General features: G+C 48.6%; 21 protein-coding genes. 11 read left to right on the forward strand and 10 right to left on the reverse strand.

What is annotated here, in order from left to right; genetic code table 11:
• Positions 1-7 precede the first annotated feature (7 nt).
• Positions 8-982: a Gfo/Idh/MocA family protein gene (locus tag GA0116948_RS02995; protein ID WP_089708832.1), complete on the forward strand. Its 975-nt coding sequence runs from the start codon at positions 8-10 to the stop codon at positions 980-982.
• A 26-nt stretch (positions 983-1,008) separates the two neighbouring features.
• Here the strand turns inward: GA0116948_RS02995 and GA0116948_RS03000 are convergent, their stop codons facing one another.
• The 4 genes from GA0116948_RS03000 to GA0116948_RS03015 form a co-directional block, all read right to left on the reverse strand.
• Positions 1,009-1,689: a 2-C-methyl-D-erythritol 4-phosphate cytidylyltransferase gene (locus tag GA0116948_RS03000; protein WP_089708834.1), complete on the reverse strand. Its 681-nt coding sequence runs from the start codon at positions 1,687-1,689 to the stop codon at positions 1,009-1,011.
• A gap of 88 nt (positions 1,690-1,777) precedes the next feature.
• Positions 1,778-2,827 (reverse strand): tRNA preQ1(34) S-adenosylmethionine ribosyltransferase-isomerase QueA, encoded by a 1,050-nt coding sequence (gene queA, locus GA0116948_RS03005; RefSeq protein WP_089708835.1) that lies wholly within the window; start codon positions 2,825-2,827, stop codon positions 1,778-1,780.
• 77 nt (positions 2,828-2,904) lie between these two features.
• On the reverse strand, positions 2,905-4,656 hold the full coding sequence (locus GA0116948_RS03010; RefSeq protein WP_089708837.1) for an ABC transporter ATP-binding protein: 1,752 nt from the start codon (positions 4,654-4,656) through the stop codon (positions 2,905-2,907).
• A 57-nt stretch (positions 4,657-4,713) separates the two neighbouring features.
• Positions 4,714-5,484, reverse strand: coding sequence for an AMP nucleosidase (locus tag GA0116948_RS03015; protein ID WP_089708839.1), 771 nt, complete (start codon positions 5,482-5,484; stop codon positions 4,714-4,716).
• Positions 5,485-5,550: 66 nt separating this feature from the next.
• Here GA0116948_RS03015 and GA0116948_RS03020 point away from each other — a divergent pair, with 66 nt between their 5' ends.
• Positions 5,551-6,000 (forward strand): type I restriction enzyme HsdR N-terminal domain-containing protein, encoded by a 450-nt coding sequence (locus GA0116948_RS03020; RefSeq protein WP_089708841.1) that lies wholly within the window; start codon positions 5,551-5,553, stop codon positions 5,998-6,000.
• An 87-nt stretch (positions 6,001-6,087) separates the two neighbouring features.
• Here GA0116948_RS03020 and GA0116948_RS03025 read toward each other — a convergent pair whose 3' ends face one another.
• From GA0116948_RS03025 to GA0116948_RS03040, 4 genes are all read right to left on the reverse strand, one after another.
• Positions 6,088-7,521 carry a Glu/Leu/Phe/Val family dehydrogenase gene (locus GA0116948_RS03025; protein WP_089708844.1) on the reverse strand — a complete coding sequence of 478 codons (1,434 nt, stop codon included), beginning with the start codon at positions 7,519-7,521 and terminating at the stop codon, positions 6,088-6,090.
• Positions 7,522-7,550: 29 nt separating this feature from the next.
• A complete protein-coding gene (locus tag GA0116948_RS21405; RefSeq protein WP_205686021.1) occupies positions 7,551-7,787 on the reverse strand; it encodes a CcmD family protein in 237 nt (78 codons plus the stop codon).
• Positions 7,774-8,448, reverse strand: a complete 675-nt coding sequence (gene ccsA, locus GA0116948_RS03035; RefSeq protein WP_089708846.1) for a cytochrome c biogenesis protein CcsA — start codon at positions 8,446-8,448, stop codon at positions 7,774-7,776. Before ccsA ends, GA0116948_RS21405 begins: the two co-directional genes overlap by 14 nt.
• Before the next feature lie 201 nt (positions 8,449-8,649).
• On the reverse strand, positions 8,650-9,312 hold the full coding sequence (locus GA0116948_RS03040; protein WP_240619119.1) for a heme exporter protein CcmB: 663 nt from the start codon (positions 9,310-9,312) through the stop codon (positions 8,650-8,652).
• Positions 9,313-9,376: 64 nt separating this feature from the next.
• On the opposite strand from GA0116948_RS03040, the gene GA0116948_RS03045 reads away from it, so the two are divergent.
• Complete coding sequence (locus tag GA0116948_RS03045) at positions 9,377-10,864, forward strand: acetyl-CoA carboxylase biotin carboxylase subunit (RefSeq protein ID WP_089708849.1); 1,488 nt, start codon at positions 9,377-9,379, stop codon at positions 10,862-10,864.
• A 180-nt stretch (positions 10,865-11,044) separates the two neighbouring features.
• Positions 11,045-11,530, forward strand: coding sequence for a GtrA family protein (locus GA0116948_RS03050; RefSeq protein WP_089708850.1), 486 nt, complete (start codon positions 11,045-11,047; stop codon positions 11,528-11,530).
• Here GA0116948_RS03050 and GA0116948_RS03055 read toward each other — a convergent pair whose 3' ends face one another.
• The gene (locus tag GA0116948_RS03055) at positions 11,531-12,103 is read right to left on the reverse strand and encodes a thymidine kinase (protein WP_089708852.1); all 573 of its coding nucleotides are present in this window, start codon (positions 12,101-12,103) and stop codon (positions 11,531-11,533) included.
• An 85-nt stretch (positions 12,104-12,188) separates the two neighbouring features.
• Here GA0116948_RS03055 and GA0116948_RS03060 point away from each other — a divergent pair, with 85 nt between their 5' ends.
• Positions 12,189-13,319: a hypothetical protein gene (locus GA0116948_RS03060; protein WP_089708855.1), complete on the forward strand. Its 1,131-nt coding sequence runs from the start codon at positions 12,189-12,191 to the stop codon at positions 13,317-13,319.
• Here the strand turns inward: GA0116948_RS03060 and GA0116948_RS03065 are convergent.
• Positions 13,283-14,545 carry a 3-deoxy-D-manno-octulosonic acid transferase gene (locus GA0116948_RS03065; protein ID WP_089708857.1) on the reverse strand — a complete coding sequence of 421 codons (1,263 nt, stop codon included), beginning with the start codon at positions 14,543-14,545 and terminating at the stop codon, positions 13,283-13,285. The two genes, GA0116948_RS03060 and GA0116948_RS03065, sit on opposite strands and share 37 nt — an antisense overlap.
• A gap of 101 nt (positions 14,546-14,646) precedes the next feature.
• Between GA0116948_RS03065 and GA0116948_RS03070 the strand changes: the two genes are divergently transcribed.
• The 6 genes from GA0116948_RS03070 to rfbD all read left to right on the forward strand — a co-directional run bounded on the left by GA0116948_RS03070 (position 14,647) and on the right by rfbD (position 20,644).
• Complete coding sequence (locus tag GA0116948_RS03070) at positions 14,647-15,774, forward strand: DegT/DnrJ/EryC1/StrS family aminotransferase (protein ID WP_089708860.1); 1,128 nt, start codon at positions 14,647-14,649, stop codon at positions 15,772-15,774.
• Between the two features lie 18 nt (positions 15,775-15,792).
• Positions 15,793-17,109 (forward strand): UDP-glucose dehydrogenase family protein, encoded by a 1,317-nt coding sequence (locus GA0116948_RS03075; protein WP_089708862.1) that lies wholly within the window; start codon positions 15,793-15,795, stop codon positions 17,107-17,109.
• A 77-nt stretch (positions 17,110-17,186) separates the two neighbouring features.
• Positions 17,187-18,131 (forward strand): UDP-glucuronic acid decarboxylase family protein, encoded by a 945-nt coding sequence (locus tag GA0116948_RS03080; RefSeq protein WP_089708864.1) that lies wholly within the window; start codon positions 17,187-17,189, stop codon positions 18,129-18,131.
• 2 nt (positions 18,132-18,133) lie between these two features.
• Complete coding sequence (gene rfbB, locus GA0116948_RS03085) at positions 18,134-19,189, forward strand: dTDP-glucose 4,6-dehydratase (protein ID WP_089708865.1); 1,056 nt, start codon at positions 18,134-18,136, stop codon at positions 19,187-19,189.
• A gap of 6 nt (positions 19,190-19,195) precedes the next feature.
• Positions 19,196-19,756, forward strand: coding sequence for a dTDP-4-dehydrorhamnose 3,5-epimerase (gene rfbC, locus GA0116948_RS03090; RefSeq protein WP_089708866.1), 561 nt, complete (start codon positions 19,196-19,198; stop codon positions 19,754-19,756).
• Between the two features lie 21 nt (positions 19,757-19,777).
• Positions 19,778-20,644 (forward strand): dTDP-4-dehydrorhamnose reductase, encoded by an 867-nt coding sequence (gene rfbD / locus GA0116948_RS03095; RefSeq protein ID WP_089708867.1) that lies wholly within the window; start codon positions 19,778-19,780, stop codon positions 20,642-20,644.
• Positions 20,645-20,882: the final 238 nt, after the last annotated feature.

The raw sequence follows: 20,882 nt of genomic DNA on the forward strand, positions 1-20,882 counted from the left end.
AATCGTTATGCTTAAAATAGGAATCTTCGGCGTAGGGCACCTGGGCAAAATTCATCTTTCTCAACTGATGACCATGAAAGATGTAGAGGTGGTAGGCTTTTATGATCCAAGCAATGCCCATGCTGCTAGCGTGACAACACAATACAACATTCCCCGTTTCACCATTGCCGAAGAACTTATTCAGTCTGTAAATGCCATTGACATTGTAGCACCCACTACTTTACACTACAATCTTTGTGAACTGGCCATCCGAAATGGTAAACATGTGTTTGTGGAGAAGCCCATCACTAATACCGTGGAAGAAGCTAAAACGCTTGTAAAACTGGTGGATGAAGCACATATTAAGTTTCAGGTGGGACATGTAGAACGCTTTAACCCGGCCTTTCTGGCGTTGAAGGGATACGATTTGAATCCCATGTTCATAGAAGTGCATCGCCTGGCCGAGTTTAACCCACGTGGCACAGATGTGAGCGTAATCCTGGACCTCATGATCCATGACATCGACATTGTACTTAGCATTGTGAAATCTACCATTAACCGTATTTCTGCCAGCGGCGTATCGGTTATGAGCAATACTCCCGATATTGCCAACGTACGCATAGAATTTCACAACGGCTGTGTAGCCAACCTTACTTCCAGCCGCATTTCCCTGAAAAAAATGCGCAAAATGCGCCTCTTCCAAAAGGATGCCTACATTGGCATCGACTTCCTGGATAAAAAAACAGAGATCATCAAGATCAAAACGCCTGCAGACGCCGGCCTCTTTACGCTGGATATCGATACAAATGATGGCAAAAAAACCATTGCCATCGACAACCCGGAGATTAAACAATCCAATGCCATCCGCATGGAACTGGAACTTTTCCGCGATAGTATTTTGCAAAATAAACCGGTGGCTGTAGGCGTGATTGATGGTTTGCAAGCATTGGAAGTAGCCCACCAAATCCTCCAAAAGATCGGGCAATCGCAGCCGGAAGTTTAATAGTAGAAAATTGCCTTTGAGCAAAGCTAATGTCCACCCAGCAAAGCTGCAGCTATCACCAGATCTTGGGGTTGTGTGATTTTGATGTTTTCAGGATCGCCGGTCACGAGGTGAATGGCATGGCCCGCCGTTTCTACCACGGAAGCCTCATCAGTAAATAAGGGATCGTAGGGTTGTTCAAATGCAGGGATCAATATACTGGCGGAGAAAGTCTGCGGGGTCTGGACAATTTTATACCGATCTCGGTCTGCAGCGGCATTACCATTTTCATGCACTACCCGAATACTATCTTTCATCGGCACCACCGGGATGGCGCTGCCATACTGCAAAGCGGCCTCGTAACAACGGTGAATGAGGGCAGCCGTTACTAAAGGTCGCACCCCGTCGTGCACAAAGATCACGGCATCCCCCTTTACCTGGTCTAAGCCATTTTTTACGGAATGAAAACGAGTATCTCCACCGGCAATCACCTGTACACGAGGAGGTTTATTAAAACCTTCCAGGATATCTCGGGCATAATCAAAATGCGCCAGCGGCAGCACTAATATGATCTCCATATCTTCATAAGCATTAGCGAAGGCCTGTATAGTATGCGCCAGCACCGGCTTTCCTGCCAGTGGCAGGAACTGCTTTGGAATGGAGCTGCCCATGCGCACGCCCGATCCGCCGGCAACAATAATGGCTATCTTTCTCCGATTGATGCTCATAAAATGAAATAGATATGCTGCAAGATTACTCAAAAAAAGAAAAGTCCTGCAAGTTTTTGCAGGACTTTTACGATTATACGATGATCGCTTAGAGGATCAGCATGGCATCGCCATAACTGAAGAAGCGGTATTTTTCTTTGATGGCCTGCTGGTAAGCTTCCATCACCAGGTCGTAACCGGCAAATGCACATACCATGATGAGCAGGCTGGTTTTAGGAAGGTGAAAGTTGGTCACCAGGGCATTGGGAATGGAAAAATCGTAGGGTGGATGAATAAAGGTATTCGTCCATCCTTCTGCGGCTTTTAGGTGGTTCTGTGCAGTTACAGAACTTTCTACAGCGCGCACGCTGGTGGTACCGATGGCGCAGATCTTACGGTTTTCTTCTTTTGCTTTGTTCACCACTTTCACGGCATGTTCATCGATGTGAAAATATTCTGCATCCATTTTATGCTTGCTCAGGTCTTCTACTTCAATTGGGCGGAAAGTACCGAGACCAGTGTGCAAAGTTACTTCTGCAAACTTAACACCTTTGATCTCTAAGCGTTTGATAAGTTCACGGCTGAAGTGCAAACCAGCGGTGGGAGCGGCTACCGCACCTTCATACTTGGCGTACACAGTTTGATAACGTTCCTTGTCTTCTTCCTCGGGTTTACGTTTAATGTATTTCGGCAGTGGGGTTTCACCCAGGCTATCTAACACTTGTTTAAACTCTTCGTCGTTGCCTTCAAAAAGGAAACGGATGGTACGGCCACGAGAAGTGGTGTTGTCGATTACTTCTGCTACCAGTGTTTCATCATCGCCAAAGTAGAGTTTGTTTCCTACGCGTATTTTACGGGCAGGATCTACAATAACATCCCAGAGACGGTTTTGCTTGTTGAGTTCGCGGAGCAGGAACACTTCAATTTTAGCACCGGTTTTTTCTTTGCGGCCATACAGGCGTGCAGGAAATACTTTGGTGTTGTTCACAATCATCACGTCCTTGTCGTTGAAATAATTGATCACGTCCTTAAAGAGCTTGTGTTCGATCTTGCCGGTGGCACGGTGTACTACCATCAAGCGGGATTCATCTCTGGTTTTGGAAGGGTGCTGCGCGATAAGATTAAGCGGAAGATCGAATTTAAACTGTGATAGTTTCATATTACGGTATGAATAAATATTAATTAAGTCTGCGAAGGTAGGTATTAATCATTATTCTATCAAAAACATTGCAAGACTTACAAGGAGGCGCCGGGAATAGCAGCCAGTAGCTGCCGGGTATAAGGAGATTGGGGATGATGGTAGACCTGGTCGGCACTGCCAAGCTCCATAATACGACCCTGCTGCATCACCATGATGCGATCGCTTACGAAACGCACCACAGACAGGTCGTGTGAAATGAAAATACAGGTAAAGCCCATGTCATTGCGCAGATCCATGAGCAGATTCAATACCTGCGCCTGTATGCTTACATCCAGGGCAGATACAGATTCGTCGAAAATTACAAAAGATGGCTCCAGAGCCAGCGCCCGGGCCATGACGATGCGTTGTCGCTGGCCACCGGAAAATTCATGGGGATATCGATCGTAATGCGAAGGCAGTAGCTGCACGCGGTCCAGCCATTCGAGTACGCGCGTTTTGCGGGCTGCATCGCTTTCCAGCATACCATGCACTTTCAGCGGCTCCTGAATGGCGTGGCCAATAGTAAGGCGGGGATTCAACGCGGAATAAGGGTCCTGGAAAACGAGCTGCATATCCTTACGTAGGGTGCGCATGGCCTCGGCACTGTGCTGGCGGATATTTTGGCCTTTGTACAAAATGGTGCCAGCGGTAGGCTCGATGAGCCGCAACAATGTGCGGCCCAGCGTGGTTTTGCCGGAGCCGGACTCTCCTACCAGGCCCAGTATTTCACCCTGACGTACATCAAAACTCACATCATTCACGGCTTTCACGAAATGTGCCGGCTTCCCCCATCCTTTCCGCCGTAAGGGGAACCAGGTCTGGAGGTTGCGTACTTCCAGCAGGTGCTGACTCTTTTCCAACTGCTGTTCCCTCACCCGCCATATTGCAGGGTCCAGTACCAGCGATTGCAGGAAGGCAGGTACGGATGTATTTTTTTCTACCAGTTGCCCTTGCACATTATGGTCCACAAAATCGGCGGTTACCGGAAGCCGCCGCAGGCGCACGGTAGACGGGGGGCGGCAGGCCAGCAGACTTTTCGTATAGGCGTGCACGGGATGGCCAAATACGGCAGCTACCTCACCGGTTTCCACAATGCCCCCTTTGTACATTACCATTACCCGGTGGGCCAGGGAGGCCACCACACCAAGATCATGGGTAATGAACATCATGCCCATACCGGTTTCCCGCTGCAATTGCTGAAGTAACTGAAGGATCTCCTTTTGTACGGTTACATCCAGGGCGGTGGTTGGCTCGTCGGCAATCAGCAATTGGGGTTCACAACTAATGGCCATGGCGATCATGACACGTTGTTTCTGCCCGCCGGATAGTTCATGAGGATAGCGGTCTAGTATTAATTCCGGATCAGGAAGCTGTACTTTTTGGAAGAGGGCCAGGGTTTGTGCGCGGGCGATAGCTTTGCTCACTTTTTTATGAAGGCGGATTACCTCCATCACCTGGCGACCACAGGTCATGAGGGGATTAAGGGAAGACATAGGCTCCTGGAAAATCATCCCGATGTGGCGACCGCGCAAGGTTCGCATGGCCGCATCCTGCAGGGCAATTATAGAAGAAGGCTGCTCCTGGCCGGGTGGCTGAAAAAGTATTTCCCCTCCGATGGTGGCCGTGGGTGGCAACAAGCGCAGGATAGACATTGCAGTAACAGACTTGCCCGAGCCAGACTCTCCCACTATGCCAAGTATTTCGCCGGCATGAAGGGCAAAACTAATATCGCTGACCGCCGTAGCAGTATGGTCATTGACGGAGAATGATACTTGTAAATGATTGACCTGGAGTAAAGGTGCCGGCATGTAAAAAGTTTAGTTCAGCGGCTGGAGATAGTCGTCGTGCAAGGTAGGTAGCCCTCCTTAAAAACGGAGGTGTTTTACGGTCTGGTGGCTGTTGATCAGGTTCTTCAGCGAATCGATCCCAATTTTCAGGTGACGTTCCACATAGGTAACTGTTACTTTTTTATCACTTTCTTCAGTTTTTACGCCTTCAGGAATCATGGGAGAATCGGACACGAGCAACAAAGCACCGGTGGGTATTTTATTGAAAAAGCCTACTGAGAAAATGGTGGCGGTTTCCATATCGATTGCCATAGCCCTTACTTGTTCCAGGTATTTTTTAAACTCAAGGTCGTGTTCCCACACCCGTCGGTTAGTGCTGTAGCAGGTGCCGGTCCAGTAGTCGCATCCATATTCGCGGATGGTGGTGGAGATGGCTTTTTGCAGGGCAAAAGCAGGCATGGCAGGCACTTCTGGCGGAAAGTAATCATTAGAGGTACCCTCGCCACGGATGGCCGCAATGGGTAGTATAAGGTCTCCGATGGTGTTTTTCTTTTTAAGCCCACCGCATTTACCTAAAAACAAAACGGCTTTGGGTTCTATGGCGCTCAGCAGGTCCATCACGGTGGCGGCACTGGGGCTGCCCATGCCAAAATTAATGATGGTAATATCACCGGCGGTAGCGCACTGCATAGGGCGGTCGGTGCCTACGATCTCCACCTTATTCCATTCGGCAAATAGTTTCAAGTAATTGGAAAAGTTGGTAAGCAGAATGTGAGAGCCAAAGTTGCCCAACTTCTCACCGGTGTAGCGGGGCAACCAGTTGGTGACAATTTCCTCTTTTGTCTTCATCTTCTTTTTGACAAATGAAGCTACGATTTTTTGTGCAAACCCGTAAGCGTTCACTAGTTTTGCCCCATGATCGCCATCACCTTTCCGACACCCAATTTTAAAATACAGCGGCAGGACGGCAAAGAACTGATCTTCGACGCCTGGCGGAAAAAGTATGTGGTACTTACCCCGGAAGAATGGGTAAGGCAAAATTTCCTGGCTTACCTTACCCAAACGTTGCAGTATCCTGCCTCGCTGATCGGCATTGAAAAAGAATTGATGCTGGGTACATTGCGCAAGCGTTGCGACATTGTGGTGTACAACCGGCAAATGCAGCCCTGGATGATTGTGGAATGCAAGGAAATGACCATTCCCTTAGGCCAGCTCACCCTGGAGCAGATAAACCGCTACCAGATGGTGCTTTCTTCTTCCTACCTGGTGATTACTAATGGTGTAAATACCTTTTGCTGCTATGGCAATGCAGCACGCCAACAATGGGAATTTGTACAAGCACTGCCTTCCTACCCGTTCGCATAACCTGCTTATATTTCATTTTATATATCGATAAAAAAAACCGCGGTAAGCCAAGCCTGCCGCGGTTTTGTTTTCCCAGGAAATAAAAAATCATGGGAAGATGCCCAACTGCTCATAAGAAGCGCCTACCTTATCGATGGCGCACACATAAGCGGCGGTACGCATGTCTTTGATCTCGGGGTTGTCCAGCATTTTCTGGCGCACCTCGTGCAGCGCAGTGATCATGGTTTCTTCCAGGCCGGAATAAACCAGGTCTACTTCATCGGCACCGTGGGCGATAAATTTTCTTTCTTTATCAGACACTTTCTTACCGGTCATGTCTTCGATCACACTGAGGATGTGGATGTTCATGTTTTCATCGAAACGCTTGCCCAGTCGGCCATAGCGCACGTGGCTGAGGTTTTTCAGCCATTCGAAGTAGGAAACCGTTACCCCCCCAGCATTCAGGAACATATCAGGAACTACGATCACACCTTTGGCGCTGAGAATCTCATCGGCTTCAGGCGTGAGGGGGCCATTGGCCGCTTCGCCTATAATGCGGGCCTTCACATTGGCCGCATTCTTGCCGTCGATCACATTTTCCAGGGCGGCAGGGATCAGGATATCGCAATCCAGTTCCAGGCCCATGGTATTTTTTTCCAGATCTACCGCTCCAGGGAAATTTTTGATAGAACCAGTGGCATTGCGGTGTTTCAGCACTTCATCGGGTTCCAGGCCCTGGTCGTTGAAAATGGCACCATCCCACTCGATGAGGCAAATTACTTTGGCGCCGGCTTCGTGGAAGTATTTGGCGGCGTGGTATCCCACGTTTCCCATTCCCTGCACAATTACGCGTTTTCCTTCAATGCCGGTGGGCAAGCCCAGGCGATCCATTTCTTCTTTGATGTTGCACAGTTCGCGCAGGCCATAGAATACACCCAGGCCGGTGGCTTCGCGGCGGCCACGTACACCACCCAGGTGCAGGGGCTTGCCGGTTACGCAGCCATAAGCATCTACTTCGCCAGGGCGCAGGCTGATGTAGGTATCCAGTATCCAGCTCATCTCGCGCTCACCGGTACCATAGTCGGGGGCGGGTACGTCTACGCCAGGACCAATGAAGTTCTTTTTCACCAGTTCTGCGGTGTAACGACGGGTGATGGCTTCCAGTTGAAAGGGCGTATAATTGCGGGGATTGATCTTGAGACCACCTTTGGCACCGCCAAAAGGTACATTTACAATGGCGCATTTGTAGGTCATCAGGGCAGCCAGGGCCATTACTTCGTCCTGGTTCACTTCTTCGCTGAACCGGATACCGCCTTTGCAGGGCAGTTTGTGATGAGAGTGTTGTACACGGTAGGCTTCAATCACTTCAATGTCGTTGCCGACACGTACGGGAAATTTCATGCGGTACACAGCGTTGCAGGCCTTAATTTGCTCAAGGATGCCGCTCTCCCATTTGGTGAATTTAGATGCTTTGTCGAAGCTTTTCTCTACGCTCTCAAAGAAGGAGTACGTTTGTTGCTCCTGCGCAGTTGTTGTAACCATAAGAATTGTTTTGGTAGGTTAGACTAAAATCATGGCTGCTGGCGCTGTTCCAGCTTACTGATCTTGCGGTCTAACCTCACGAGGAAGAGCACAATACCCAGGAAGATGATGACAAGCACGCCTACTACCACATATATTTTACCGTTGCTGCGGAAAAATTCATTGACGGGACCTTTCTCCGTATTCTGTTGCTGGGCGCTGGCCAGCAGGGAAAGGCACATTAAAAACAGCGTAAAACAACCGGACAACGCTTTACGGACGATCATTACCGAAGATATTTTTTAATTCAAGTTTCCTGTATCGCATTTGCAGGGAGTACAACCATACGCCGAGTAAGGCCCATCCCACCATGGCCGGGTAAAAAACCATCATCATATGGTGGTCGGTATCATCTTTGGAAAAACCGGGGGTATTACCGGCGCCGGGATGCAGAGAATCCACCATACGGGGAATGATATACGTTAATGGAATGAGCAGTGCAAAAGCAAATACGTTGAACACTGCAGAGATGCGGGCCCGCTTGTCAATATCCTGAATAGACATGCGCAATACCAGGTAAGCCATGTAAATGAACAAAGCCAGGGCAGTACTCATCTGTTTAGGATCTGTAGGCAGGGTACTTCCCCAGGTATAGGTAGCCCATAGTGTACCGGTGGCAAAACCCAGCACCCCGAAAAAGGTGCCTACGTTGGCAGCGGAACTAGCCGCTACATCCCGCTTTAGGTCGTATTTAACAAGGTACAATAACGAGTTGACAACGGAAATGGTAAATAATGTATACATCGCGATCCACATGGGCACATGGAAGAAGAGGCCCCGGGAAGACTCTGCATTCGTTCCAATCATGGGAATCTGAATCGTTAAACCCGCTATGATCGTGTACAGCAGGATCAGTACTGCCAACACTTTCCACCAATATCTGGTCATTTTTTATATGCAATAATTGGGGGCAAACCTACGCGATTTGTGTTATATGACAAAGACTTTATTAACAAACGATCCCTTATAAATCGCCCTGTTTAGATGGCTGTGCGGGATAGACTGGAATGCTTGAACAATTCGACAAAATGTAAGTAAGCATTTAAAAAATAGGTAATTAACCATATACTTATTTAACCATTCTAAAATTTAATCGCTCCATAAAAACGGGAATAGCACCAGGGCCAGGGCGATGGTCAGTACATCCATGCCCACCAGCCATACAAACATTTGGGGTAGTCCTGGCTGCACCACCGCCGTAAAAGCGGAGCGAGACACATTGCCCAGCAGCATTAGCACCGGCATTATTACCGGGAACCCCATGATGGCCATTAGCGCCGCATTTTGATTGGCCTGGGCTGCAATAGCCGCCAACATGGTAAACACCAGCGACAAACTGACGCCCCCCAGGATAACTACCCCAAAGAAGTAGCTGAAGTTAATGAGGGGATTTCCCAGGAAGATAAAACAGCAAAGCAGTACAATTAAACTCATGAGCGACATGAGTAACAGGTTATAGATTAATTTGGCAATGATGAAATGCCGGGGATGTACCAGGCTATAAAAATATAGCATGCGCCCCCGGTTTTCCTGAAAAAAACTTTTGGCAATGGCATTCACCGACACAAACAATTGCACGACCCAGAACAGGGCATTCCAGGTTTTTTCCTCCGGTTTGCCCATCATCAGGTTAATTACAAACACCGTAGATACTACATACAACAATATGCCGAAGAAGGCGTACTGTTGCCGCCATTCGAGCAAAATATCTTTTTTTACCAGCGTCCAGATCTGATGCAGAGAGTGTTTCACGGGGGCAAAGATAATTGACTTTACGCAGCCATTGTGAAAGCTTGTTTTCCCTATCTTTAGGGCTATGCAAAAAATCTTAGTAGCAAATCGTGGCGAAATAGCGCTGCGTGTCATGCGGTCTGCAAGAGAAATGGGGATTAAAACGGTGGCGGTGTTTTCAGCTGCCGATCGGACCATGCCTTTTGTACAGTATGCGGATGAAGCGGTATGCATAGGCCCTGCCCCTTCCAACCAATCGTACCTGCTGGGCGAAAAGATAATTGCCGTAGCCAAACAAACCGGTGCCGACGCCATTCATCCTGGATATGGCTTCCTCAGCGAGAATGCCGGATTTGCCGCGGCAGTAACGGCGGCGGGGCTTATTTTCATTGGTCCTTCTTCACAGGCTATCGAGATGATGGGCAGTAAGTTATCTGCCAAACAGGCCGCACAGGCCTTTGGCGTACCCATGGTTCCGGGTACGGAAACGCCCTTGCGCAGCTTGGAAGAAGCCCAGGAAGTTGTTAAAAAAACCGGTTTCCCTATCCTGATCAAAGCCTCTGCAGGCGGTGGCGGAAAGGGAATGCGTGTGGTAAATGCGGAAAGTGAGCTGGCCGAGCAGATCGCCATGGCCAAAAGCGAAGCCAAAAGTGCCTTTGGCGACGATGCAGTATTTATTGAAAAATATGTAACGGCTCCCCGCCACATTGAAATACAGGTGCTAGGCGATCAGCATGGCCATTATGTATATCTCTTTGAACGGGAGTGTTCCGTACAGCGCCGCCACCAAAAGCTTATCGAGGAAGCTCCATCTTCCTGCCTTACCCCCGCGGTAAGGGCTGCCATGGGCAAGTGCGCCCTGGACGTAGCCCGCGCCTGCCAATATTATGGGGCCGGTACGGTGGAGTTCTTGGTAGACGAACAATTGAACTTTTATTTCCTGGAAATGAATACCCGCCTGCAAGTGGAACACCCGGTTACGGAACTGATTACCGGGCTAGACCTGGTGAAAGAACAGATCCGCATTGCCCGGGGGGAGGCGCTATCTTTCCATCAGGAAGATTTATCCATTAGTGGACACGCCATAGAACTGCGGGTATGCGCCGAAGACCCTGCCAATAATTTCCTGCCAGATACGGGCCGTCTGGAAACCTACGTACGCCCGCAGGGTTATGGGGTGCGGGTAGATGATGGTTACGAGGAAGGCATGGACATTCCTATTTATTACGATCCAATGATCGCCAAGCTGATCGCCTGGGGTAAAGATCGCGACGAAGCCCGGGAGCGCCTCATCCGTGCCATTGGCGAATACCAGGTAAAAGGTATTACCACCACCCTGCCTTTTGGCGCCTGGGCCTTGCAACAACCCGCCTTTGTAAACGGGCAGTTTGATACCGGTTTCATCGGTAAATATTTCACCCCGGACGCTTTGGATGTGCCATCGGCCAACGCCGCGCAGGCTGCGGCCATACTGGCGGTTCAGCTCTGGCAACAGCAAGCCAGCGGCGCAGCAGCAGCATTGCCCAACAGTGGACACAACAGCAACTGGGTGAAAAGAAGGGATTTACGATAACAGCAGCGGCACAAAGTCCCCCTGTTCCGTAAGCAGACTCACTGCTCTATGCCTGCTTTGGCTGGTCTTACATTTGAATAAACGCCCAGTGCCATGGAGATTAAACCTTGATGAATTAACAATAAATAAAGACCTACGGGCAAAAAGACAAAACGGAAAATTATAACTTTGCGCCATCTTATGCGACAGTTTATATTAAATATTATAGACTTTTTCTACAAGCCGTTCGAGAAGTTCATGCCATTGCAAACTTTCCGTTACCTGGCTTGTGGGGGAAGCAATACGTTACTAGATATTGTGCTTTACTCTGTGATGTATCATTTTGTATTGCATAAGAACGATGTACACCTGTTCGGGGTAACCATTTCGGCGCACATAGCAGCCCTGTTTATGTCTTTGGCCATTACTTTTCCGACGGGGTTCCTGCTATCTAAATTTATTGTATTCACCAATTCCAGCCTGGAAGGCAGGGTACAGTTGTTCCGTTATTTTGTATTGGTAGCGGTCTGCTTTTTGCTCAATTATGTATTCATGAAGCTATTCGTGAATTACTTTCATTTTTTTCCTACCGTTTCAAAAATCTTCACTACCTTTTTTGTGGTGGCCTTCAGCTATCTCACCCAGAAAAAATTCACCTTCAAGACCAAAAGTATTCCCTTACCTTAATCAATCTTCCGCTTCATAAAAATGCTGGCGGCAGCGTGGCTCATATACATCTTTTTCACCCAGCAACACAGTATTGTTGCTGGCAGTTTTGCGGTAAGAATAGTTGGCAATATTGCCACATTTTACACATATGGCATGCAGCTTGGTAATGTAATCCGCTTTAGCAAGTAAATTGGGCATTTGCCCGAAAGGCTTGCCGAGATAGTCCATGTCTAGTCCTGCTATAATTACGCGAATACCGCGCAGGGCAAGCTGGTCACACACGAAGGGCAGTTCTGCATCAAAGAACTGTGCTTCGTCAATACCTACTACATCTACCTCCTGTGCCAGCAAAAGTATTTGCTGAGAATTTTCGATAGGAGTGGCTGCCATATTATTTTCGTTGTGCGACACAATATTCAACTCGTTGTAGCGTGTATCAATGGTAGGTTTAAAAATCTCCACTTTTAGATTGGCAATGCGCACCCGTTTTAGCCGGCGGATAAGTTCTTCGGTTTTACCGGAAAACATGGATCCACAGATCACTTCAATCCATCCTCGTCTGCCACCTGCAAGTGAAGGTTCAATAAACATAATATAGCGTTTTGATTTTAAACTAGTTGAAAAAAGGTAACTTTAGTACAAAGAAACAATTACTCACACTTAAACCAATTAAAGCATGGAAAAAATAAATGCATTAATTGATAAGTTGCAGGAATTGAAAAATTCCAATGCGGGCTTGCAAAATATTGCTTATCATACCCAGTTGCTGCAATCGGAAATTTTCCGTGCGCAATTGGCTTCTCCCAACATTTACGCCAATACTTCCAGTAATATTGCCGTGATCCTACCGGCTTCCCGGACACAAGCCGCCATGACCGAACCGGCGTTTTCAGAAAAATCTGCTACCTGGGCAGCGCCCGCCGCCGCAAAGGCAGAAAAGGCCAGTACCGCCACCATCGTGGTAATGCCTGCGGCTAAGGCCACCGATGGTGAAACCAACTACGTTCCGGCAACTTCCACATCCCCGGCAGCTACTGTTGCCACTCCGACACCCGCGCCAGCCATTCCTGCTGCGGATGAACAGCGGACAGATACTGCTCAACCTGTGCCGGCACCGCCAGTACCGGAAACTCCGGCAGAAACCATTGCCGCCCAGGCCGAGCAGGCCCCTGCAGCGGCGGAGGATATTGCTATTCATCCTACACCAGGTGTTATTCCGGCAGCAGCACACAGCGCGCGCGAAATGCAAGCGGAAAAACCTTCCGAACGTGCTTTCGTAACCGTAACTACGGACGACCTGCAACCTGCACAGGAAGCACCTAATAAACCTTCACCATTTTTACAGGAAACAGCGTCTTATGGTCATTCTTCTGCTAACCGGCCCAAAACAATTGTAGGAAACAACGGAGTGCCGGGCAATACCCTTTTCGACACCCCTTCTCCCACCCAAGGAAACGCCGGCATGCGCGATGAATTGCAGGAGCTAGCTGGCAAAAATATGACATCGCTTAATGATCGCCTAAGAAGTGCTAAAATTGAACTGGGCGATAAACTAGGCGACACCCACGTCAGCGATCTTCGGCAGGCCATTGGCATAAATGATAAATTTCAATTTATACAGGAACTGTTCCGGGGCGATGTAGATATGTATGAACGTTCTGTACGTACCATCAATGAGTTCAGGAGCTACCAGGAGGCCGATCTTTGGATACAGCGGGAGCTTACTATTAAATTGGGCTGGCAGGACGACTATGGCCCTGTTCAACACTTTTACGGATTACTTAAAAAACGTTTTTCCGCTATATAGGTGAGCACCTTGCCGGTAGCCCCCTGCCCGGCCTCTACATAGGCCGCCGCTGCTTGGGCTGCGGTATTCCAGGCGGTGGTATCCTGCACAAATAGTTGTAGGATGCGCAAAAGACTGGCAGCATCTTTCACTATAAATCCGCCACCAACGGCAATTAGCGCTGGCGCCTCGGGAAATTTATCGAAGATGGGACCAAACAATACCGGCTTTCCATAAGTGGCCGGCTCAAGAATATTGTGAATGCCCTCCTTTCCAAAACCGCCACCTACATAGGTTATCATGGCATAATGGTATAGCGCCGACAACATCCCTACATTATCGATGATTAAAACATTACTGTGTAGGGCTTCCCCAGCGGCCAGGCGGGTATAGCGTTGCGCCTGCGGAAACATGGCCATGAGCTGATCTATACGTGTTGTATGCACTTCATGCGGAGCAAGGATTAAAGCCATATCCGGCAACATCTGTGACCAGCAGGCGGCCAGCAGTTGCTCATCTTCCGGCCAGGTGCTGCCGGCCACGAGAATGTGTTTTCCTGTACAAAATTGTTCGATCAGGGGTAATGTCCTCTTTTCATTTCGCAAAGCCCAAACCCGGTCGAAACGCGTATCGCCGCTGCGACTTACATTTTTTATACCGGCGCTGGTCAGTAATTGCAGCGAACGATCATCTTGTACAAAAATATGGGTAAGCCGCTCCAGTAGCTGCCGGAAGAGGCCGCCATACCACTTGAAAAACACCTGTTGAGGCCTGAAAATACCCGACACCAGCAGGGTGGGGATGTTCCGGGCATGCAAGGCTGTGAGGAAATGGTACCAGAATTCATATTTGATGAACAGCGCTAGCCGGGGCTGGGCGATATCCAGGAAAATACGGGCATTACGCCGCGTGTCCAGGGGGAGGTAAAAAATGTAATCGGCGCCTTGATAATCCTTGCGCACCTCATAGCCCGAGGGCGAAAAAAAGGTGAGTAATATTTTATAGGATGGATAATGGCTGCGCAAAGCCTCCAGTACTGGCCGGCCCTGTTCGAACTCGCCAAGCGAAGCAGCATGTACCCAGATCAGGGGCGTGCCTGGGGGAATGGCCACATGCATCCGCACAGGCCACTGATACCGGCCCTGCTTCCACAGGCGGGCCTTTACTTTGCCTGCCCAGGCCGACAAGGTGATCGCAAAATAGTAAATGGCTATGCCAAGATTGTATAATCCACTGAATAAGATCACTTTATCGTATAATATTTTTTACCGTTGCGTACAAAGATAAGTAACACCACCAATTTCAATTTTCGTAAATTTGCACACTTTAAATAAAATTCTATTCCGATATGGTTCCTATTCAAATGGTTGATTTGAAGCGCCAATACCTTAAGATAAAACCACAGGTAGATCAGGCTATCCTGGAAGTCCTGGAAAATACAGCTTTCATTAACGGAAAACCTGTGCAGCAATTTTCAGCAGCCCTGCAACAATATCTTGATATAAAACATGTAATACCCTGCGCCAATGGTACAGATGCCCTGCAAATAGCCATGATGGCGCTAGACCTGCAACCTGGCGACGAGGTGATCACGCCCTCCTTTACTTTTATTGCTACAGCCGAGGTGATTGCCCTGCTGCGTTTGAAGCCAATATTCGTGGATGTAGATCCAAAGACGTTTTGCCTGGACCCGGTGGCGGTGGAAAAGGCCATTACACCCCGCACAAAGGCTATTGTACCCGTACACCTGTACGGCCACAGCGCCGATATGGAGCCGATTATGGCCATTGCCGCAAAACATAATATTACCGTAATTGAGGACAATGCGCAGGCAATTGGCGGAACATACACTTTTAAAGACGGGACTAAAAAGAAGACCGGGGCAATAGGGCATATAGGCTGCACCAGCTTCTTCCCTTCCAAGAACCTGGGCGGTTATGGCGATGGCGGTGCCCTATTCACCAACGACGATGCGCTGGCGGCCAAAATCCGCATGGTGGCCAATCACGGTCAGAGCGCGCGCTATTATCATGATGTGGTAGGGGTAAATTCCCGGCTGGATACCTTACAAGCAGTGATTTTAAATATTAAATTGCCCTTGCTCGACGAATACATTCATGCACGCCGGAGAGTGGCTGCTGCCTATAACGAAGCTTTTTCGGTACATCCTGAATTTACCGTGCCTTACGAGGCACCATACAGTTACCATGTATACCACCAATATACATTGCAACTGAATGGCATAGACCGCGATGCACTGATTGCTCACTTACAGCAGCAACAAGTGCCTGCCATGATCTATTACCCGGTGCCTGCTCATCGACAAAAGATGTTTGCTGCATTTGGAGGGGCTAGTTTTGACCTGCCCGCCACCGATGCGCTTACGCACCAGGTAGTATCTTTACCCATTCACACCGAGATGGATAAGGAGCAACTGGCCCATATTATTAAAGCCGTAAAATCTTTTCTTCAATAATTTAATATAGCCCCTGATATGAAAATTACCGTTGTAGGCACTGGTTATGTAGGCCTGGTTACAGGTACCTGCTTTGCAGAAACAGGCAACAATGTTACCTGTGTAGACATTGATGCGAACAAAGTAAAAAAACTTTCCTCCGGGCAGGTTACCATTTATGAACCCGGACTGGAGAAGTTATTTGAACGTAACCTGAAGGAAGGCCGTTTGCACTTTACCACAGACCTCGCTGCAGGTATCAAAGACGCAAGGATCATTTTCCTGGCCCTGCCAACCCCTCCGGGCGAAGATGGATCTGCCGACCTTTCTTATATATTAAACGTATCTGACCACCTCGGCAAATTGCTCACCGATTACAAAGTGATTGTAGACAAAAGCACCGTACCGGTGGGCACGGCAGAAAAGGTATATGCAGCCATTGCCAAACATGGCGTAACGGAATTTGATGTAGTAAGTAATCCTGAGTTTCTACGAGAAGGCGTAGCAGTAGAAGACTTTATGAAGCCAGACCGTGTGGTAATTGGCACCAGCTCCGAGCGCGCTCAGAAGATCATGGCAGAATTGTATGCGCCCTTTGTACGCCAGGGCAATCCCATCCTCTTCATGGACGAAAAATCTGCTGAGCTAACTAAGTACGCGGCCAATTCCTTCCTGGCCACCAAGATTACCTTCATGAACGAGATTGCCATCCTTTGCGAAAAACTGGGCGCAGATGTTGATATGGTGCGCCGTGGCATAGGCAGCGACGACCGTATTGGCAAGCGCTTCCTGTTTCCCGGCATCGGCTATGGCGGCAGTTGTTTTCCAAAGGACGTACAGGCGCTTGTGAAATCCTCAGAAGAAGTGGATTATGAATTCAAGATACTGAACGCAGTAACCGATGTGAATGAAAAACAGAAGTTATTCCTGGTTCCCAAAATTCAGGCTTATTTTGGCGGCAACCTCAAAGGCAAACATTTTGCACTTTGGGGCCTAGCCTTTAAGCCCAATACAGACGATATACGCGAGGCGCCAGCCCTCTATATCATCGATGCACTGGTAGCCGCAGGTGCCACCATCACCGTATTCGATCCTGAAGCGATGGAAAATGTGAAACGCGTGATTGGCGATAAAGTGGAGTATGCCGAACACCAGTACGAGTGCCTGCAACATGCAGATGCACTGATTATCGCTACCGAATGGAGCGTGTTCCGTACGCCGGACTTCGACGCCATTATCAATACCCTGCAAAACAAAGTGATCTTTGACGGCCGTAACCTGTTCGACGTGAAACGCATGCAGGAACAAGGCTTTCATTACGAAAGCGTAGGCCGCCAGGCAGCTTCACAGCAGTAAACTTCTTTAATTCACCGGCACGTTGCACGGCCATCGTGTAACGTGCTGCTCACTTCACCCCCTAACCATTTTTCAAAATGGAGAAAAAAAGAATATTGATTGCCGGCGCTGCTGGTTTTCTTGGCTCACATCTTTGCGATCGCTTTATCAAGGAAGGCTATCATGTAATCGGCATGGATAACCTGCTGACGGGTAATCTTAAAAACATTGAACACCTTTTCCCCCTGCCCGATTTTGAATACTATCATCATGATGTGACTAAATTTGTGCATGTACCCGGCAAACTGGATTATATCCTGCACTTTGCTTCTCCCGCCAGCCCGATCGATTACCTGAAAATGCCCATCCAGACGTTGAAGGTAGGTTCGTTAGGAACCCATAACCTGCTGGGCCTTGCCAAAGAAAAGAAAGCCCGCATCCTGGTAGCTTCCACCTCAGAAGTATATGGCGACCCGAATGTGCATCCGCAACCAGAAGAATACTGGGGCAATGTAAACCCGGTAGGTCCCCGTGGCGTGTACGATGAGGCCAAGCGCTTCCTGGAATCCATTACCATGGCCTATCACAATTTCCATGGTGTGGAAACCCGCATCATCCGCATCTTCAATACATATGGGCCCCGTATGCGCCTCAATGATGGCCGCGCCCTGCCCGCGTTTATGAGCCAGGCCCTCACCGGCCAGGACATCACAGTATTTGGAGATGGTTCTCAAACCCGCTCCTTTTGTTATGTGGGAGACCTGGTAGAAGGCATCTACCGCCTGCTGTTAAGCGACTACCACCTGCCGGTAAACATTGGCAACCCGGAAGAAATTACCCTGCTGCAATTTGCAGAAGAGATCATTAAGCTCACCGGTACTGACCAAAAAATTACCTTCCACCCGCTCCCCAAAGACGATCCCAAGCAGCGCAAACCAGATATCACCAAGGCAAGGAACCTGCTGGGTTGGGAACCAAAGGTGAATCGGGAGGAAGGCCTTAAAGTGACATATGAATATTTTAAACAAGCATTGAATAAGTAATTATGAAACGTACATTGCTTATTACCGGAGGAGCCGGTTTTATCGGCTCGCATGTGGTAAGACTTTTCGTGAATAAATACCCGGATTATCAAGTGGTGAACCTGGACGCCCTCACTTATGCGGGCAATCTGGAAAACCTGCTGGACATACAGGATAAGCCCAACTATGTATTTGAAAAAGGCGACATCACCGATGAAGCCCGCATTGAAGCATTATTTGGTCAATACGCTTTCGACGGAGTTATCCACCTGGCAGCAGAAAGCCATGTAGATCGCAGCATTATGGACCCGCTGGCTTTCATTAAAACGAATGTGCTGGGTACCGCCACCTTGCTCAATGTGGCCCGGCAACATTGGAAAGGCCATGAAGATGGCAAACTGTTTTACCACGTTTCCACCGACGAAGTATATGGCTCCTTAGGCCAGGAAGGCCTGTTTACCGAACAAACGCCTTACGATCCACGCTCACCTTACTCCGCCTCCAAAGCCAGCTCCGATCATTTTGTGAAGGCTTATTACCATACTTATCATTTGCCGGTGGTATTGTCTAACTGCTCCAATAATTATGGCTCCAACCATTTCCCGGAGAAGCTTATTCCACTGGCCATTCACAATATCAAACATTCCAAGCCGGTACCGGTGTATGGCAAGGGTGATAACATACGCGACTGGCTGTTTGTAGAAGATCATGCCCGCGCCATCGATACCATATTTCATCATGGGCGCCTGGGCGAAACGTATAACATTGGTGGGTTCAATGAGTGGAAAAATATTGACCTTATTCACCTGCTGTGTAAGATCATGGACGAAAAACTACAGCGTGCACCAGGCACTTCGGCCCAGCTCATCACCTTTGTGAAAGACCGCGCCGGCCATGACCTACGTTATGCGATAGATGCCACCAAACTCAATACAGAACTAGGCTGGAGCCCCTCTCTGCAATTTGAGGAAGGCCTGGAAAAAACCGTAGCATGGTACCTGGCCAATGAAACATGGTTAGACAACGTAACCAGCGGTGCTTACCAACAATATTACCAGGATCAATACAATAAACGCTAACTACACATGCCTTTTCACGAAACAGGAATTCCAGGCCTGCTGATCTACGAACCCGCTATACATGGTGACCACCGTGGCTATTTCTTTGAAAGCTACAACGCCCAAACATTCCAAGGGCAGGGCATCAACATCCAGTTTGTACAAGACAACCAGGCCCGCTCCTCTTACGGCGTGTTGCGCGGCCTGCATTACCAACTGAACCCGCACGCACAAACTAAACTTATCCGCGTGCTGGAAGGAGAGATCATCGATGCAGTAGTAGACATCCGAAAGGGGTCGCCCACTTACGGAAAATCTTTCGCTATAAACCTTTCTGCCAATAACAAGCGCCAGCTACTGGTGCCGCAGGGCTTTGCCCACGGCTATGCAGTGTTAAGCCCCACCGCAGAAGTGATGTATAAATGCGACAACTTTTATCACAAGGCCAGCGAAGGTGGTATCATTTATAACGATCCCACCTTGCAGATCAATTGGGGCATTGACCTCAAAGATGCGATCGTGTCTGATAAAGATCAGGTGTTGCCCAAACTGGCAGACCTTGAACATAATTTTGTGTACCAGGGTTAATGCCCGCTTTCTTTTTCCTGCATGAAAAATATTTTGATCACCGGCGCTTCCGGCCAACTCGGACAAGCTTTTAAAAGCATTGCCACTCAGTACCCCGACTTCGCCTTTCTGTTTACCGACCGGGAAGAACTGGATATTACGCAGGCTGATGCCGTGAATGCCTACTTCGAACAACATCAGGTAGACGCCCTGATAAACTGTGCAGCCTACACCGCCGTAGACAAGGCAGAATCGGAGGAGGAATTGGCTTTTAAACTTAATTTTGAAGCGGTGTTGTATCTGGCCCAAGCCAGCTTTGCACATAAGGCTACGTTCATTCAGTTATCCACTGATTATGTGTTTGATGGTAAGCATTACCGCCCTTACACCGAAAACGATGAACCTAATCCTAGCAGTATGTATGGCGCTTCCAAACTGCGGGGCGAAGCGGCTGCACAGGGTGAAAATCCAGACGCTATTATTCTACGCACGTCCTGGTTGTATTCTGAATTTGGTCAGAACTTCGCCAAGCGAATGAAGGAGTTGATGGCCGAAAGAACGGAATTGAACATTGTATTTGACCAAACCGGCACCCCCACCTATGCGGTAGACCTGGCTGGTGTTACGTTGAAGATGCTGGGTCACAAATTTGAATACCCGGAGGCCCAACTGGCCGGTGTATATCATTACAGTAATGAAGGTGTAACAAGCTGGTACGATTTTGCTGTTGCTATTAAACAACTTACGGGTAGCAGTTGCGAACTATTGCCCATTACAACAGACCAATACCCCACGCCCGCCGAAAGGCCCGCCTATAGCGTTTTTAACAAGAATAAGATCAAAGAAACCCTGGGAATTGCCATTCCTTACTGGACAGATAGCCTGAAGGTGTGCCTCAGCAAATTATAATATTGCAGACATAAAAAAATCCCGGGCTTTTATTTTAGTCCGGGATTTTTTATGTCATTGTTTATGTAAACTGTTATCAGTAATCGAGTAGGAAGGTAGGGATTAATTCCCTACCTGTCCTCTCACACCACCGTACGTACCGTTCGGTATACGGCGGTTCCTTAATTTAGTTCCGAGCTTTCAGGTAACAGTCGGTCAGGGATACATACCCAGCTTCGGTGAGCCGTTCGTTTGTAAC

It is taken from the genome of Chitinophaga costaii, assembly GCF_900094705.1.
GTDB lineage: Bacteria > Bacteroidota > Bacteroidia > Chitinophagales > Chitinophagaceae > Chitinophaga > Chitinophaga costaii.

Bases quoted from the DNA above. Each gene is read 5' to 3' on its own strand.
- GA0116948_RS02995 (WP_089708832.1), top strand. From the start codon at position 8: ATGCTTAAAATAGGAATCTTCGGCGTAGGGCACCTGGGCAAAATTCAT.
- GA0116948_RS03000 (WP_089708834.1), bottom strand. From the start codon at position 1,689: ATGAGCATCAATCGGAGAAAGATAGCCATTATTGTTGCCGGCGGATCG.
- queA (WP_089708835.1), bottom strand. From the start codon at position 2,827: ATGAAACTATCACAGTTTAAATTCGATCTTCCGCTTAATCTTATCGCG.
- GA0116948_RS03010 (WP_089708837.1), bottom strand. From the start codon at position 4,656: ATGCCGGCACCTTTACTCCAGGTCAATCATTTACAAGTATCATTCTCC.
- GA0116948_RS03015 (WP_089708839.1), bottom strand. From the start codon at position 5,484: ATGAAGACAAAAGAGGAAATTGTCACCAACTGGTTGCCCCGCTACACC.
- GA0116948_RS03020 (WP_089708841.1), top strand. From the start codon at position 5,551: ATGATCGCCATCACCTTTCCGACACCCAATTTTAAAATACAGCGGCAG.
- GA0116948_RS03025 (WP_089708844.1), bottom strand. From the start codon at position 7,521: ATGGTTACAACAACTGCGCAGGAGCAACAAACGTACTCCTTCTTTGAG.
- GA0116948_RS21405 (WP_205686021.1), bottom strand. From the start codon at position 7,787: ATGATCGTCCGTAAAGCGTTGTCCGGTTGTTTTACGCTGTTTTTAATG.
- ccsA (WP_089708846.1), bottom strand. From the start codon at position 8,448: ATGACCAGATATTGGTGGAAAGTGTTGGCAGTACTGATCCTGCTGTAC.
- GA0116948_RS03045 (WP_089708849.1), top strand. From the start codon at position 9,377: ATGCAAAAAATCTTAGTAGCAAATCGTGGCGAAATAGCGCTGCGTGTC.
- GA0116948_RS03050 (WP_089708850.1), top strand. From the start codon at position 11,045: ATGCGACAGTTTATATTAAATATTATAGACTTTTTCTACAAGCCGTTC.
- GA0116948_RS03055 (WP_089708852.1), bottom strand. From the start codon at position 12,103: ATGTTTATTGAACCTTCACTTGCAGGTGGCAGACGAGGATGGATTGAA.
- GA0116948_RS03060 (WP_089708855.1), top strand. From the start codon at position 12,189: ATGGAAAAAATAAATGCATTAATTGATAAGTTGCAGGAATTGAAAAAT.
- GA0116948_RS03070 (WP_089708860.1), top strand. From the start codon at position 14,647: ATGGTTCCTATTCAAATGGTTGATTTGAAGCGCCAATACCTTAAGATA.
- GA0116948_RS03075 (WP_089708862.1), top strand. From the start codon at position 15,793: ATGAAAATTACCGTTGTAGGCACTGGTTATGTAGGCCTGGTTACAGGT.
- GA0116948_RS03080 (WP_089708864.1), top strand. From the start codon at position 17,187: ATGGAGAAAAAAAGAATATTGATTGCCGGCGCTGCTGGTTTTCTTGGC.
- rfbB (WP_089708865.1), top strand. From the start codon at position 18,134: ATGAAACGTACATTGCTTATTACCGGAGGAGCCGGTTTTATCGGCTCG.
- rfbC (WP_089708866.1), top strand. From the start codon at position 19,196: ATGCCTTTTCACGAAACAGGAATTCCAGGCCTGCTGATCTACGAACCC.
- rfbD (WP_089708867.1), top strand. From the start codon at position 19,778: ATGAAAAATATTTTGATCACCGGCGCTTCCGGCCAACTCGGACAAGCT.